The organism is Streptomyces sp. NBC_01750, assembly GCF_035918095.1.
In the GTDB taxonomy this organism is placed as follows: domain Bacteria; phylum Actinomycetota; class Actinomycetes; order Streptomycetales; family Streptomycetaceae; genus Streptomyces.
The window spans coordinates 7240615-7254763 of record NZ_CP109137.1 but is presented as its reverse complement, the minus strand read 5'-3'; the positions used below and the strand labels follow the sequence as shown (position 1 = coordinate 7254763).

12 protein-coding genes are annotated in these 14149 nt (G+C 70.7%); 3 read left to right on the top strand and 9 right to left on the bottom strand.

The features are described 5' to 3' along the window. Positions 1 to 15: 15 nt before the first annotated feature. The 5 genes from OG966_RS32720 to OG966_RS32700 all read right to left on the bottom strand — a co-directional run bounded on the left by OG966_RS32720 (position 16) and on the right by OG966_RS32700 (position 6637). Positions 16 to 1434, bottom strand: coding sequence for a phytoene desaturase family protein (locus OG966_RS32720; protein WP_326653621.1), 1419 nt, complete (start codon positions 1432 to 1434; stop codon positions 16 to 18). Between the two features lie 109 nt (positions 1435 to 1543). Then, positions 1544 to 2365 carry an inositol monophosphatase family protein gene (locus OG966_RS32715; protein WP_326653619.1) on the bottom strand — a complete coding sequence of 274 codons (822 nt, stop codon included), beginning with the start codon at positions 2363 to 2365 and terminating at the stop codon, positions 1544 to 1546. A 41-nt stretch (positions 2366 to 2406) separates the two neighbouring features. Further along, positions 2407 to 4188 (bottom strand): gamma-glutamyltransferase family protein, encoded by a 1782-nt coding sequence (locus OG966_RS32710; RefSeq protein ID WP_326653616.1) that lies wholly within the window; start codon positions 4186 to 4188, stop codon positions 2407 to 2409. 27 nt (positions 4189 to 4215) lie between these two features. Further along, entirely contained in the window at positions 4216 to 5613 is a 1398-nt protein-coding gene (locus OG966_RS32705) for an FAD-binding oxidoreductase (protein ID WP_326653615.1), read from the bottom strand. A gap of 46 nt (positions 5614 to 5659) precedes the next feature. Then, positions 5660 to 6637 (bottom strand): antibiotic biosynthesis monooxygenase, encoded by a 978-nt coding sequence (locus OG966_RS32700; protein WP_326653614.1) that lies wholly within the window; start codon positions 6635 to 6637, stop codon positions 5660 to 5662. Between the two features lie 80 nt (positions 6638 to 6717). Between OG966_RS32700 and OG966_RS32695 the strand changes: the two genes are divergently transcribed. Together OG966_RS32695 and OG966_RS32690 are read left to right on the top strand one after the other, a co-directional pair. Beyond that, positions 6718 to 7284 carry a nucleoside deaminase gene (locus OG966_RS32695; RefSeq protein ID WP_326653613.1) on the top strand — a complete coding sequence of 189 codons (567 nt, stop codon included), beginning with the start codon at positions 6718 to 6720 and terminating at the stop codon, positions 7282 to 7284. A 292-nt stretch (positions 7285 to 7576) separates the two neighbouring features. Beyond that, positions 7577 to 8368 carry a TIGR02569 family protein gene (locus OG966_RS32690; protein ID WP_326653612.1) on the top strand — a complete coding sequence of 264 codons (792 nt, stop codon included), beginning with the start codon at positions 7577 to 7579 and terminating at the stop codon, positions 8366 to 8368. 223 nt (positions 8369 to 8591) lie between these two features. Here the strand turns inward: OG966_RS32690 and OG966_RS32685 are convergent, their stop codons facing one another. Together OG966_RS32685 and OG966_RS32680 are read right to left on the bottom strand one after the other, a co-directional pair. Then, positions 8592 to 9179, bottom strand: coding sequence for a TetR/AcrR family transcriptional regulator (locus tag OG966_RS32685; RefSeq protein WP_326653611.1), 588 nt, complete (start codon positions 9177 to 9179; stop codon positions 8592 to 8594). Between the two features lie 5 nt (positions 9180 to 9184). After that, positions 9185 to 10573, bottom strand: a complete 1389-nt coding sequence (locus OG966_RS32680; protein ID WP_326655464.1) for an amidase — start codon at positions 10571 to 10573, stop codon at positions 9185 to 9187. Positions 10574 to 10670: 97 nt separating this feature from the next. Here OG966_RS32680 and OG966_RS32675 point away from each other — a divergent pair, with 97 nt between their 5' ends. After that, entirely contained in the window at positions 10671 to 11465 is a 795-nt protein-coding gene (locus OG966_RS32675) for an SDR family NAD(P)-dependent oxidoreductase (protein ID WP_326653610.1), read from the top strand. An 88-nt stretch (positions 11466 to 11553) separates the two neighbouring features. Here OG966_RS32675 and OG966_RS32670 read toward each other — a convergent pair whose 3' ends face one another. Beyond that, a complete protein-coding gene (locus OG966_RS32670) occupies positions 11554 to 13101 on the bottom strand; it encodes an NCS1 family nucleobase:cation symporter-1 (protein ID WP_326653609.1) in 1548 nt (515 codons plus the stop codon). A gap of 14 nt (positions 13102 to 13115) precedes the next feature. Then, positions 13116 to 14117 carry a TIGR03842 family LLM class F420-dependent oxidoreductase gene (locus OG966_RS32665; RefSeq protein WP_326653608.1) on the bottom strand — a complete coding sequence of 334 codons (1002 nt, stop codon included), beginning with the start codon at positions 14115 to 14117 and terminating at the stop codon, positions 13116 to 13118. Positions 14118 to 14149: the final 32 nt, after the last annotated feature.

The following is a 14149-nucleotide window of genomic DNA, read 5'->3' as shown; positions in this document are numbered from 1 at the left end:
CCATGATGCGCCGGTTCAGCGGGCTGCGCGGAGGCGGCGCCACACCGCCTTCGCCGCGTGGTGGCCGGACATGCCGTGCACACCTGGCCCCGGCGGGGTCGCGGAGGAGCAGAGGAATACGGCGGGGTGAGTGGTGGCGTACGGGACACGGGCGAGCTTGGGCCGGATCAGCGTCTGGAGTCCGGCATAGGCACCGCAGGCGATGTCGCCGCCGACGTAATTGGCGTTGCGCCGGGCGATCCGGGGCGGGCCGGCGATGGCGCGGGCCAGCACGAGATCGCGGAAACCGGGCGCGAAGCGCTCCAGCTGCCGCTCGATGACCTCGGTGGCGTCGCCTTCCCACCCGGCCGGCACATGGCCGTACGCCCACAGGACATGCTTGCCGGCCGGGGCCCTGGACGGGTCGATCATGCTCGGCTGGGCGGTGATCAGGAAGGGGACCTCGGGGTCGCGGCCGCCGACGGCGGCGGCCAGGGCCGCCTCGATCTCACCGGCCGTGGGGCCGAGGTGGACGGTGCCCGCCGCGCGGGCCTCCTCTGCGGTCCAGGGCACCGGCCCCGACAGCGCATAGTCGATCTTGAAAGCCGAGGGGCCGTACCGGTAGTGGTTGTACGCCTGGCCGAGGTCGGCGATCCGGGCGAGCGCGGTCGGCGAGGTGTCGAAGACGTACGCGCGGGCCGGAGGCAGCTCGTCCAGCCGCTTCACCTCCGTGCCGGTGTGGATCACGCCGCCCTGTTCGCGCAGATACGAGGCGAGCGCGTCGGAGATCGCCTGCGAACCGCCACGCGGCACCGGCCACCCCACCTCATGGGCGGCGAGCGCGAACATCAGGGCGACGCCGCCGGTGGCGAGCCCGCTGGTCGGGGCGATGGCGTGGGCGGCGAGCCCGGCGAACAGGCCGCGAGCCCGCTCGCCCTCGAAGCGGCGCGACAGCCAACTGGCGGGCTGCAGCGCGGTCAGCCCGAAACGGGCGAAGCGGTACGGATCCCGGGGCAGCCCATCCCAGGGCGTGCGCAGCAGGTCGGCGGCGAGGGTTTCCCAGTGGCCGACGTAGGGGGCGACGAGGCGTCGGTACGCTCCGGCGTCGCCGGCACCGAAGGACATGGCGGTCTCCCCGACCGAGCGGCTCAGCACGGCGGCCGTGCCGTCGGGGAAGGGGTGGGCCAAAGGCAGTTCGGGATGCAACCACTCGAGGCCGTGCCGCGCCAGGGGCATGGCGGCGAAGGCGGGCGAGCCTGCGCCGAGCGGGTGGACGGCTGAGCACGGGTCGTGGCGGAAGCCGGGGAGAGTGAGCTCTTCGGTCCTCGCGCCCCCGCCGACCGTCTCCATGGTCTCGTACACCGCCACGGAGAAGCCCCGGCGGGCCAGTTCCACGGCGGCGGTCAGTCCGTTGGGTCCCGCCCCCACGACGACGGCATCGAGCATCGACGGCACCTTCGGACTCCTTTGTCAGCCGATGGCCAAGGTCCCCAGGATATTCCCGGGCACCGACAGTGGGGGCGGCGGTAGCCATACGGGCGTCGGCTCAAGGTCGACCGCCCCCTCACCCCAGCAGCAGGCTCCGTACCCGGCGTGCCGTGTCCGCGTCCCGCGCCGCCGTGAACGGGAGCGCATTGCCGCCCACGATGCGGAAGGGGTCGCCCGCCACCGTCGTCTGCGCTCCGCCCGCCTCCGTCACCAGAAGGAGCCCCGCCGCGTGGTCCCATGCGTTCTCCCAGGAGAAGGCCACAGCGTCCAGCTCGCCCCGGGCAACAGCCAGATACTCCAGGCCCGCCGAACCGCAGGGACGACCGTGCACTCCGGGCACGTCCAGGCCCAGAAGTGCGCTCTTCTGGTCCGGGCTCGTGTAGTCCGGGTGGGACATGGCCACCTCGATCACCGCTCCCGGGGCGGGCGAGCCCGAGCGTATGGGCGCGCCGTTGAGCCGGGCGCCGCCGCCCCGCAGGGCGATCGCCATCTCCTCCAGCACCGGGGCATATGTCCAGGAGGCGAGCACCTCGCCGTGCTGGGCGAGGGCGACCAGCGTGCAGAAACCCGCCTCGCCGCGGACGAACTGCCGGGTGCCGTCGACCGGGTCGACGATCCACACGGGCGCGTCACCGCGCAGCGCCTCGTACACGGAAGGATCCGCGTGCACCGCTTCCTCGCCGACCACCACGGAGCCGGGGAGCAGCGCGGTCAGTGACGCGGCGAGGTGCTCCTCGGCGAGCCGGTCTGCGGTCGTCACCAGGTCGTGCGGACCGCTCTTCTCGACGATCTCGTGCGCGGCAAGCTGCCGGAATCGCGGCGTGATCTCGGTGGCGGCCGCCTTGCGGACCGCCTCCTCGACGTCGGACAGATCACCGTTCAAAAAGTCATCGATCATGTTTCCAGCTAAGCACGGCCCGCTGACATCGCGCTGTCCGCTCAGCGCCCCACCGCGTAACCCTGCATTCCCCTCGGGTTCGCCGCGGCCGACAGCACGCCCGTACGCGGGTCCCGGGCGACCGCGCACAGCCTGCCCTCCGACCAGTCGTCACCGACCGTCACGTCGTGACCACGGAGCCGCAGCTCCGTGATCACATCCGGGTCCGTCCGGGATTCGACGGTCACGCTGCCCGGCCGCGTACCACGTGGGTAGAAGGAGCTGGGGAAACTGTCGTTGTGCCAGCCCGGCGCGTCGATCGCGCCCTGCAGGTCGAGCCCGCCGCGTACCGGCGGACGGAGCGCCACAGCCAGGAAGAAGTGCAGCTGCCACTGGTCCTGCTGGTCGCCGCCGGGCGTTCCGAAGGCCATCACCGGCACGCCGTCGCGCAGCGCGAGCGAGGGCGTGAGGGTGGTGCGGGGCCGGCGGCCCGGGGTGAGGGTGTTGGGCAGGCCGGGGTCGAGCCAGGCCATCTGGAGGCGCGTGCCGAGCGGGAAGCCCAGCTCGGGGACGACGGGGTTGGACTGCAGCCAGCCGCCGCTCGGTGTGGCGGCGATCATGTTGCCCCAGCGGTCGACGATGTCGAGGTGACAGGTGTCTCCGCGGGTCCCGCCGTCCTTGGCGACGGTGGGCTCACCGACTCCCATGGGGCTGAATCCGGGCTCGCCGCCGGCCGCGTCCCCGGCGTGCGCGCTCAGTACGGGTGTGCGGCCGCCGGGGCTGCCGGGCCGCAGTTCGTACGAGGCCTTGTAACCGATGAGCGCGCGGCGACCCGCGTTGTACGGCTCCGACAGGAGCGCCTCGAGGGGCACTTCGGCCGCGTCCCCGTACCAGGCCTCCCGGTCCGCCATGGCCAGCTTGCAGCCCTCGACGAGCAGATGGACGTAGGCGGCCGAGCCGTACTCCGGCAGTTCTTCCGGAAGCAGCGCCAACTGCTGCAGGAATGCGGGACCTTGGCTCCAGCCACCCGCCTTGCACAGGGTCCAGCCGTTCCAGTCGTACGTCGCCGGGGCTTCGTAGGATGCGGACCAGCCGGCCAGGTCGGCCGCCGTCAGCGTGCCCGCGTGGCGTTGGCCGCTGGTGTCCAGGGTGGGGCGGGCGGACTGGCGTACCAGCGCCTCGGCGATGAACCCCTCGCTCCACACCTTCCGCGCGGCCTCGATCCCGGCGACGCGCCCGCCGCCGGACGTCTCGGCGATCAGCCGCCGCCAGGTCGCGGCAAGCGCCGGATTGCGCAACAGCTCACCGGGGGCAGGGGCCCTGCCGCCCGGCAGGTACACCTCGGCGGACGAGGGCCACTCCGTCTCGAAGAGCTCGCGGACACTCTCCACGGTCTCGCCGACCCGCTCGACGGGCGCGTGCCCGTCCTCCGCGTATCCGATCGCGTAACGCAGCACGTCGGAGAGGGACTTGGTGCCGTGGTCGCGCAGCAGGACCATCCATGCGTCGAACGCCCCGGGCACGGCGGCGGCCAGCGGCCCTGTGCCGGGCACGAGTTCGAGGCCCAGGGAGCGGTAGTGGCCGACGGTCGCTCCGGCGGGTGCGGGCCCCTGCCCGCAGAGCACGCGCACCTCGCCGTCAGCCGGCGCGAGGATGATCGGCACCTCGCCGGCGGGGCCGCACAGATGCGGCTCGACGACATGCAGGACGAATCCCGCGGCGACGGCGGCGTCGTAGGCGTTGCCGCCGTCCTCGAGGACAGCCATGGCGCACTGCGAGGCGAGCCAGTGGGTGGAGGACACCATGCCGAAAGTGCCCTGGAGGGTGGGCCGGGTCGTGAACAACGCGCGTCACCTCGCCGCTTGGAGCTGTCAAGCGGCCCAGGTTATCGATCGCCCGAGGTAGGAGAAGAAGAGGTCCTCGGGGTCGTAGCGCGCCTTCAGCCGGCCCAGGCGGTCCCAGTCGGACGGGCTGAAGGAACGGCGGGCCCGGGAGGGGTCGGCCGTGAGGTCGGCTTCCGCGATGTAGTGGCCCGTACCGAGGGGTTCGACGGTTCGCATGGCATGGCGCAGCCACTCGATGTTGGCCTCGTCGTGCACCGGGGAGTCCCAGATCGCGTACGGAACGACATAGCTGTCGCCGAGCACCGAGAAGGCCATCTCCTGCTGAAGGGTCTTCTCCTGTGAGACCGGTGACACGGGGGCGAGTACCAGGGACTTCTCCGAAGGGGCCGTGGCGACCACAGGGGCGAGCCTGGACAGCAGGATCTCGTAGTCCGCGCCCGACCACAGGGTGTCGGCGCTGCAGCGGTGACCCGTCGGCCACAGAGACCCGGAGGTGTCGTAGAGGGCCTCGAAGGTGGTCGGTTCGTCGGCCTGGCTGAAGATGGCACGGTCGGCGAGCGGGCAGACCCGCAGCGGCCCGAGGGAGCGGGTCGCCTCGTCCTGGCTGTCCGCGAAGGAGGTGGCCGCGACGACGATCACCTTGGGCCTCGGTGTGGCCGCCGACATGGCCGGGTCGGCGGTGCCGAGCACGAAGGACAGCTCGACGGTCGGCGGAAGTTCGGTGGCGGCCGCGGTGACCCATCGGGTCACGGGTACGACGTCCGCCAGTGGAAAGGCGTACGTGGTCGTGACGATGGCCGCCGGGCGTGGGTACAGGGCGAGGCGGAAGCCGGTGACAATCGCGAACAGGCCGGGGCCGGCTCCGCGCGCCGCCCAGAACAGGTCGGAGTTCTCGTTCGCGTCGCAGGTGACGACCTCGCCGGCAGCGGTCACGGCCTCGATCTGCCGCACCCTCGCGCACGCCGGTCCCAGCGCGCCGGAATTCCAGCCGAGCCCGCCGCTGAGGAGATATCCACCGACGGCGACGGATCCGCAGTGCCCGGTGGGGAAGGCCAGGCCGTACCGGGAGAGTTCGGCTGCGAGTGTGCCGCCGGTGGCGGCGGGCTGGACGGTCGCTGTCGCGGAGTCCGGGTCGATATGGGTCCGGCCGAGCGCGGAGAGGTCGATGAGCATGCCGCCGTCGCGCAGTGGCGAGCCGCACCAGCTGTGCCCGCCCGACCGTACGGCGATGCGCAGACCCTCGGAGCGGGCCAGTGCGACGGCTTCCGGGACATCGCGTTCCGAGGCGACCCGGACGATCACATCCGGGAAGCGCGGGGGCTTGATCCCGTTCCACAGGATGCCCTGCCAGGCGCTCTCGTATCCGGGATCGCCCCGCCGGACGATGTCTCCCTCGATAGCCCGCGCCGGCGTCCGTCCGCCCATGATGACCCCATTGGTCGACTAGTCGTCAGTCCGTGGTCAGGCCGTGTCAGGCCGTGGTCAGGCCGAAAATCAAGAGGAAGACAGCCCAGCACAGCATCACGACCAGGGCGCCCGCCACATGCGTACGCGCGGAACGTGCCCGGTCGGGCAGCAGCCAGAACGCGAGGGCGCTGTTGACAAGCGGCATCAGCACCCAGGTCAGGATGGAGACGCTCAGCACATTGGAGATGAACAGGCTCAGATATCCGGGAATGCCCCAGTCGTCGAATACCTTTCCCACCGTCAGATTCAGGACCATCACGGTCGGATAGAGCGCCAGGACGACGGACATGGCCTGTTTCCAGTTGGACGGAATCCCTGCCTCGTCGCCCTCCCCGAAGCGGAACCAGCCGCTGAACGCCGACCCGATCTTGCGTACGTGGTACGCGGAGAAGTACTGGTTCCCCTCTTCCAGCAGCCTTTCGCGGTCGGCGGATGCGAGCCAGTCGTCGAGGTGGTCGCGGGTGTCGAAACGAAAAGCAACCACCCACTTGTCCTGGATACCCTCCACCGGCTCGAACAACTCGGTCCCCCTGAAACCGGGATGCTTTTCCTGCACCTTCAGGACTTTGTCCTGCCACCGCACGAAGTCGCGTTCTTTTCCCGGCAGCACGGAATGGGAGATGACCGCCGTGACAACTTCCTGCTCCTGAGGGGCGGGCGCTCCGCCGGCCAGTACTTCTTGCGTCGGGGCACCCTCGAACAGCAGGCGCGCCTCGTCCAGGAGGTCGCGGCGCGCACCGGAGTCCAGCCATGCGGTCAGCTGCTCGACATGGGCGAACCGGAAGACCACCACCCACTCGTTCTCCTCGGCGGAGTCCGGTGGATACAGTTCCGCGCCCTCAAAGCCGTCAAAGCCCTCGGCTACGTGGTTGGTCTTCTCCTGCCAGCGCTTATAGGCGTCAACCCGGCCCTCCCGGATTTTCTGGGAGGTCACCACGGTCGCCCCGTTGCCGCCCGGGACACGGCTTGCAGTAACACCCATACGGAGTAGCCTACTACGTAGGGGAGTTATCGGACAATTGGGGGATTCCACCTCAGTGAGCGATGAAGCGGAGGTTTGCCATGGGGCACAAGGAGTTTCTGACCGAGGCGGTACGACTGGCCACCGAATCCGTGGAAGAGGGATGGGGCGGCCCCTTTGGTGCGGTCATCACCCGTGACGGCGAGATCCTGGCCCGCGGGCAGAATCGCGTACTCCTCACCGGTGACCCCACCGCGCACGCCGAAGTGGAGACCATTCGCAAAGCGGTTCAGCGGCTCAACCCCGAGGCACCCTCCATAGCCCCGGAGCACCAGAACGAGAGCACGCTGGAATACGTGGACCGCCCGGAGGGATCCCCCGACCCGATACCGGAGCGGGCCCGGATGCTCAAAGGGTGCTCGATCTACATCAGCGGCGCCCCGTGCCCGATGTGCATGAGCGCCATCTACTGGTCGCGGATCGACAACGTCTATTTCAGCTGCGACTTGAAGGCCACGCGCGAGATCGGATTCGACGACGCCTTCCAGTACGAGGACTTCATGAAGCCCCTCGACGAGCGCAGGATCCAAATCGAGCAGATCCACCCCGAGTTGGGCGCGGCGGCGTACGAGGCGTGGAGCTCGAAGCCCGACCGGCACCCGTACTGAACCGCGGCACCGAACCTCAGCGGTAGCGGATCCCGGCGAACGGCCAGTCGGCGGTGAGCCAGGCGCTGACGCCTCGTGGAGCGGCTGGTCGAGACTCCCACGGTCGGCCCGTACCCACGAACGTACTGCTCGATACTCGACGTCCACGCGGCAAGGCCGGCCTCGTTGCGCTCGGGCCGCAGCGGTTCGAGACGGCACGGCCCGCAGTCGAGTTCGCGCGCCACCACGAATTCATCGGGCACGAGGCGAGTGTTCGGCATCTGTGCAGGCTGCCCGCCTACGCTCCCCGTCCATGAGCCGATCCCCCGCCTCGCCTGCCCCGCCTTCCGTTGTGCTCACGGCGTTCGGCGCAGCCGAAGCGCCTGCCCTTCTCCCCGGCGGCCAGGGTTCGGCCTGGCGCTCCGGCACGCTGGTGCTCAAGCCTGTTGCGACGGCGCCGGAGACCGCGTGGCGCGCGGGTGTGCTGCACCATCTGCCGGAGACCCCCGGCTTCCGGGTGGCCCGGCCGGTCCCGGCGGCCGACGGGTCCTGGGCGGCGCACGGCTGGGAGGCCTGGCGGCTGATCGGCGGATCCAGCGATCCACACCGCGCGGACGACGTCATCCGGACGGGCGAGGCATTCCACGCGGCACTGGCGGACCTGCCCCGGCCGCGGTTCCTCGGCGTACGCGACAACCCCTGGTCGCACGCCGACCGGCTGGCCTGGCAGGAGACCCGACAGGCCCCGGACTTCCCGCTGCTCGAACCACTGCTCGCCGCGCTGCGCCCCGTCTCGGCTCCTGCCCAGATCATCCACGGTGATCTGCTGGGCAATGTGGTCTTCGAGCCCGGCCTGCCGCCCGCGATCATCGACTGGCCGCCCTACTGGCGGCCCGCGGCCTGGGCTTCGGCGGTCGTCGCCGTCGACGCGCTGTGCTGGTACGAGGCCGGGCCCGGGCTGCTCGACCGGTGGGCGCATCTGCCCGACTGGCGTCAACTGCTCGTTCGCGCCCTGATCTTCCGTATCGCCGCCCACGCGACACTCGGCGGCGCGGAGGAGGACGCGTACCGCCCGGTCGTGGATCTCGTGCTCAACCGCGACTGACCGGTCGGGTCCGGGGACCGATCAACTTCCGGCGCGGTAGGGCCCGTTCGAACCCCCGGCGGCCGGGAGGTCCTGGTGATGCGGGCCACGGTCCATGTCCGGGGCAGCGGGCGATCGTCGCCGTCAGCCGTCGCGGCGACCGCAATGCCCCCGTGTGGGCCCGCTCGAGGAGTTCGCGCAGAGGCCGGCCGCAGGGTCGTGCCGCGCGCCGGGATGCGGCCGGTCACCGCCCGACGTCGTGGCTGACCGCGCCCCGCGCGAGCAGCAGCAGCGCGTCGACGAGGTCCTCGGCCGGCCCGCCCGTCGCCAGTCTGCGCAGTTGCAGGCCCATCACCAGCGCCACCGTGGTCGCGGCGAGACGCTCGGCGTCCGGGACCCCGAGGCCGGTGAGAATCTGCGCCGCCAGCCGGTCGTAGGCCGCGAACGCCTCGGCGGCCGCTTCCCGCAGCCGCTCGTCCCGGCCGGCCTCGACGTACAGCTCGAAGGGCGCGATGTGCTCGCTGTCGAAGGACGTGCCGCCCGCCACCTGCCCGGCCAGGGCGGCGGCACCCTCGATATCGACGCCGTCGCTCTGGCACTGGTCGGCGAGCTCGGTGAAGCGGCGGGTCTCCTCGCGCACGAAGTGCAGCAGGCTCTCGCGCAACAGCTCGTGCTGGGTCTCGAAGTGGTACGTGACCGAGCCGAGCGAGACGCCCGCCTCCTTGGCGATCCGCCGGTTGGTGACCGCCGCGACGCCGTCCTTGCCGATGATGTGCAGGACGGCGGTGATGATGCGCTGCCGGGTCGGGGCGGAGCGGGCGGGGTTGGACATGACGGTCATTGTTCCACCGGCACGCTCCCCCTGGTCACCGGGGCGGGCGGCCGCTTCTCGTGCCACCGCTGGTCCGCCTCGAGTTGGGCGGCGAGCGAGATCAGTCGCTCCTCGCTGTCGGCCGGCCCGAGCAACTGGGCGCCGACGGGCAGCCCGTCTGCGGTGAGGCCGGCCGGCACATTGACGCCGGGCCAGCCCAGTACGTTCCATGGCCAGGCGTACGGACACGCGGCCGCCATCGTCGAGTCGGTGCGCCAGGCGCCCATGTGGTCGAAGGTGCCGATGCGCGGCGGTGGCGCCGCGGTGGTCGGGGTGATCACGACGTCGTAGGTGTCGAAGATCGCGCCGATCCTCTGGTGCTGACGGGCCTCACGGGCGCGGGCGGCCCGCACCACACGGCCGCCGAGCCGCCGGCCGTTGCGCATGGCGCTGCGCGTGCGCGGGTCGAGGAGAGCGGGATCGGGGTGCAGGGCCGCGACTTCGGCGATCCCGGCGGTGGCGCGCGGCACGAAGGCGAGGCCGATCAGCCCGTAGCGCGGCCTGGCCTCCTCCACCTCGTGGCCGAGGCGGGCGAGGGCCTCGGCGAGTGCGGTGACGGCGCGGCGCACTTCGGGGTGGGGCATGGCGCGGGTGAGGGTCAGCGGTGGGCGCCAGGCGAGCGCGATGCGCAGCCGGCCCGGATCGCGGCGGGCGGCGGCGGAGGCGTCGATCGCGTCCGGCCGGTGGAGATCCTCGGGGTGCGGGCCCTGCACCACATCGAGGAGCAGGGCGGCGTCGGTGACGGTGCGGGCGAGCGGGCCGTTCACCGCGAGGCCCTGGAAGGCGTCGGCGTAGGGGTACAGGGAGACGCGACCGCGCTGTGGCTTGATGCCGACGAGATGGGACCAGGCCGCGGGGATGCGGACCGATCCGGCGCCGTCCGAGCCGAGCGCCGCGGGCACGAGCCCTGCGGCGACGGCGGCCGCGGAACCGCCGGAGGAGCCGCCCGGGGTGTGGTCGGTCGACCAGGGGTTCCGGGTCGCTCCGAAGGCGGGGCCCTCGGTGAACGGCCACTGGCCGAGTTCGCAGGAGTTGGTCTTGCCGACGATCACGGCGCCGGCCGCGCGGAGGCGCCGTACCGCTTCACCGTCCGTGGCGGCCGGGGCGAGTTCACCGTCGCAGCCGAAGAGCGTCGGCAATCCGGCCACGTCGGTGTCGTCCTTGACGGCGAGCGGCACGCCGAGGAGCGGCAGCCGCTCCCCCGCCGCCAGCCGCCGGTCGGCGTCACGGGCTTCGGCGAGCGCCTGTTCTCCGCGCACCCAGCGGAAGGCGTTGATGGTGCTCTGGCTGGCCTGGATGCGCTCGATCGCGCTGGTCACCAGCTCTTCGGACGTGGTCCGACCGTCCCTCAACATCCGTACGTGTTCTGCCAGTCCGGCGAATTCATCTGTGGACACGACCGCCCCGCCTCCCTATTGTTCGTTCGAACGAACAGAACTGGAGGGTAACCAGATGCGCATCACCGGAGCAACCGTTCTGCTGACCGGGGTCACCGGCGGTATCGGCGGCGCACTCGCCGCCGAACTCGCTGAAAAGGGTGCGAAGTTGGTGCTGACCGGGCGCCGGCCCGACGCGCTCGAACCGCTCGCTGACCGGTACGGGGCCCGCACGATCGTCGCCGACCTCGCGGACCCGGCGGATGTGGAACGGCTCGCCGCCGAGGCCGCCGGTACGGACATCCTGATCGCCAACGCCGCGCTCCCCTCCAGCGGCGACCTGCTGGACTACACACCCGAGCAGATCGACCGTGCCCTGGCGGTGAACCTCCGCGCCCCCGCGATGCTGGCCCGGCTGCTCGCCCCCGCCATGGTCGAGGCGCGACGGGGACATCTGGCGTTCGTCGGCTCGATGTCGGGCAAGACGGCGACGAAGTACTCCGCGCTGTACGACGCCACCAAGTTCGGCCTGCGCGGCTTCGCACTCTCGCTGCGCCAGGATCTGCACGACCATGGGGTCGGCGTATCGATCGTCCAGCCCGGGTTCGTGAGGGACGCGGGCATGTTCGCGGCGACCGGCGCGGAGGCCCCTGCGGGCCTGCGCACGGTCTCACCCCGGCAGGTCGTGGCGGGCGTCTTCCGCGCCATCGAACAGGACCGGGCCGAAGTGAACGTCGCCCCGGTCGAGATGAAGGTGCTCACCGCGATCGGCGGTCAGTTCCCTGGCTTCTCCGAGCGCGTCCAACGCCGCGCGAGCGGCGCGGACCGCACGGTCCGGGACATCGTTGCGGCGCAGCGCGGCAGCCGCTGAGGGGAAGCGAGAATCAGCCCCGCCGGCGATTGAGGCGCGGGGCTCGGGGCGGAGCCCCGACAAGGCCGCCCGGCCGCCGGGTTCGTCCTCAAACGCCAGACACGCCCGAATTCGCCGCGCGGCCCCGCTCCGGCAGCATCAGCGCCACATAGAGCACCAGCGACGCCGCCAGCCCCACCGCCCAGCCGTAGTTCGCGAGCGGCTTCAGGAAGGGGATCAGCCCGTCCTCGGGAAACGGCCCCTTGCCCTGCTCCGAGTGTGAACCGCCCACCGCCAGCAGCCCGCCGACCACGAACGCCGCGACTGCGCGCGGATTCCAGCCGGAGGTGTACCAGTAGCGGCTTCCCGGGGTGTAGAGGCCGGCAAGGTCGAGGACGGTGCGGCGGATCAGCCAGTAGTCGGCGATGAGGATGCCCGCGACCGTGCCGAGCAGTCCGCCCACCAGGCCGAGCCAGGTGAAGATATAGAGCTCGGGAGTCTCGGTCAGCTTCCATGGCATGATCAGTACGCCGACAACGCCCGTGATCAGCGCTCCCCTGCGGAAGTTGATCAGCTTCGGCGCCAGATTCGCCAGGTCGTAGGCGGGCGACACGACATTCGCCGCGATGTTCACCGAGATCGTCGCGATCAGCACCGTCACGAGCGCGAAGAGCAGTCCGAAGACATTGTCCGTCTTGGCTGCGAGTTCGACCGGATCCCAGATCGCCACCCCGTACACCGCCTGGGAGCCGGAGGTGACGAAGACCGACAGCAGGGCGAAGAGCGTCATCGTCGTCGGCAGACCCAGCGACTGCCCCCAGATCTGGGCGCGTTGGCCGGCTCCGAAGCGGGTGAAGTCGGGGATGTTCAGCGACAGCGTCGACCAGAAGGCGATCATCCCCATCAGCGACGGGAAGAAGACCGGCCAGAAGTCCGCGCCCCAGCCGAGCTTGGAGGGCTGGTCGAGCAGCGGCCCGAGGCCGCCCGCCTTCAGGGTGATCCACACCAGCAGCGCCAGCGCGCCGACGATGACGAAGGGCGCGGCCCAGTTCTCGAACCGTCGCAGCGTCTCCATCCCCCGGTAGATGATGGCGAGTTCGAGCACCCAGAAGAGCAGGAAGCAGACCCAGAGCGTCCACGGCTGCCCGCCGACTTCCGAGGCCTTGGCCCAGCCGCCGAAGATCTTGCCGAGCAGAATGAAGATGCCCTGCCCGCCGATCCAGGTCTGGATGCCGAACCAGGCGCAGGCCACCCCGGCCCGGATCAGCGCCGGCAGATTCGCGCCGCGCAGTCCGAAGGACGCCCGCGCGAGCACGGGAAAGGGAATGCCGTACTTGGGTCCCGCGTGCCCGGTGAGCAGCATCGGCCCCAGCACGATCAGATTGGCGAGGCTGATGGTGAACACCGCCTGCTTCCAGTCCATCCCCAGTGTGACCAGGCCCGAAGCAAGCAGCCAGGACGGGATGTTGTGGGCCATGCCGACCCACAGCGCGGCGAAGTTGTACGTCGTCCAGCGGCGCTTCGCGACCGGGACGGGCAGCAGATCGTCGTTGACGAAGCGATTGTCGGCGGGGACCTCGCCGGGCGCGAGTTCGACGCGTCCCGACATGTCCTGTATCGATTCCCCGGACGGGGAGGGCGGGACGGTCGCGGTCATGGCTGCTGGACCTTTCAGCGGTTGAGTGCCGGGATGATCTCGGAGCCGTACGCGTCGATGGTCGCTTCCTTCGCGTCGTGCATGTTGTAGACCGCGAACTGGTCGACGCCCAGCTCGCGCAGCGCCTTCAGCTTCTCGATATGCGCCTCTGCGGGTCCCAGCAGACAGAAGCGGTCGACGATCTCGTCCGGGACGAAGTCCGTGGACGGGTTCCCGGCGCGCCCGTGGTGGCTGTAGTCGTACCCCTCGCGTGCCTTGATGTACGCGGTGAGAGCCTCGGGCACCAGGTCGGAGTGCTCGCCGTAGCGGGAGACCAGGTCGGCGACGTGGTTGCCGACCATTCCGCCGAACCAGCGGCACTGTTCACGGGCGTGCGCGAGGTCGTCGCCGACGTACGCGGGCGCGGCGACGCAGATGGTGATGGAGTCGGGGTCACGTCCGGCGTCGGAGGCGGCGGTGCGTACGGCCGTGACCATCGACGCGGTCAGATACGGGTCGGCGAGCTGGAGGATGAACCCGTCGGCCTGCTGGCCCGCGAGGGCCAGCGCCTTGGGGCCGTACGCCGCCATCCACACCGGCAGCTTTCCGTCCCGCACCCATGGCAGCTGCAGTGGCTGGCCCTCGACGACGGCTTCCCGGCCCTCGGCCAGGTCGCGGATGACGCCGATCGCCTCGCCGAGCCTGGCCAGGGTGTTGGGTTTGCGTCCTGCGACACGCATCGCGGAGTCGCCGCGTCCGATACCGCACACGGTGCGGTTGCCGTACATGTCGTTCAGCGTCGCGAACGTGGAGGCGGTGACCTCCCAGGTCCTGGTGCCCGGATTGGTCACCATCGGTCCTACGGTGAGCGTCTCCGTGTGTTCGAGAATCTGGCTGTAGATGACGAAGGGCTCCTGCCAGAGCACCGCCGAGTCGAAGGTCCAGCCGTAGCGGAATCCGTTGCGTTCCGCGCGTCGCATCAGTCCGACGACGGCCGAGGCCGGCGGGTCGGTCTGCAGGACAAGTCCGAAGTCCATGGCCTGGCCGCTCCTAGATGAGTTCCTGGACA

What these genes read in the sequence shown, in the direction of transcription:
- OG966_RS32715 (WP_326653619.1), bottom strand. Translation starts at nt 2,365, where the DNA reads ATGATCGATGACTTTTTGAACGGTGATCTGTCCGACGTCGAGGAGGCG.
- OG966_RS32705 (WP_326653615.1), bottom strand. Translation starts at nt 5,613, where the DNA reads ATGGGCGGACGGACGCCGGCGCGGGCTATCGAGGGAGACATCGTCCGG.
- OG966_RS32700 (WP_326653614.1), bottom strand. Translation starts at nt 6,637, where the DNA reads ATGGGTGTTACTGCAAGCCGTGTCCCGGGCGGCAACGGGGCGACCGTG.
- OG966_RS32695 (WP_326653613.1), top strand. Translation starts at nt 6,718, where the DNA reads ATGGGGCACAAGGAGTTTCTGACCGAGGCGGTACGACTGGCCACCGAA.
- OG966_RS32690 (WP_326653612.1), top strand. Translation starts at nt 7,577, where the DNA reads ATGAGCCGATCCCCCGCCTCGCCTGCCCCGCCTTCCGTTGTGCTCACG.
- OG966_RS32685 (WP_326653611.1), bottom strand. Translation starts at nt 9,179, where the DNA reads ATGTCCAACCCCGCCCGCTCCGCCCCGACCCGGCAGCGCATCATCACC.
- OG966_RS32680 (WP_326655464.1), bottom strand. Translation starts at nt 10,573, where the DNA reads ATGTTGAGGGACGGTCGGACCACGTCCGAAGAGCTGGTGACCAGCGCG.
- OG966_RS32675 (WP_326653610.1), top strand. Translation starts at nt 10,671, where the DNA reads ATGCGCATCACCGGAGCAACCGTTCTGCTGACCGGGGTCACCGGCGGT.
- OG966_RS32670 (WP_326653609.1), bottom strand. Translation starts at nt 13,101, where the DNA reads ATGACCGCGACCGTCCCGCCCTCCCCGTCCGGGGAATCGATACAGGAC.
- OG966_RS32665 (WP_326653608.1), bottom strand. Translation starts at nt 14,117, where the DNA reads ATGGACTTCGGACTTGTCCTGCAGACCGACCCGCCGGCCTCGGCCGTC.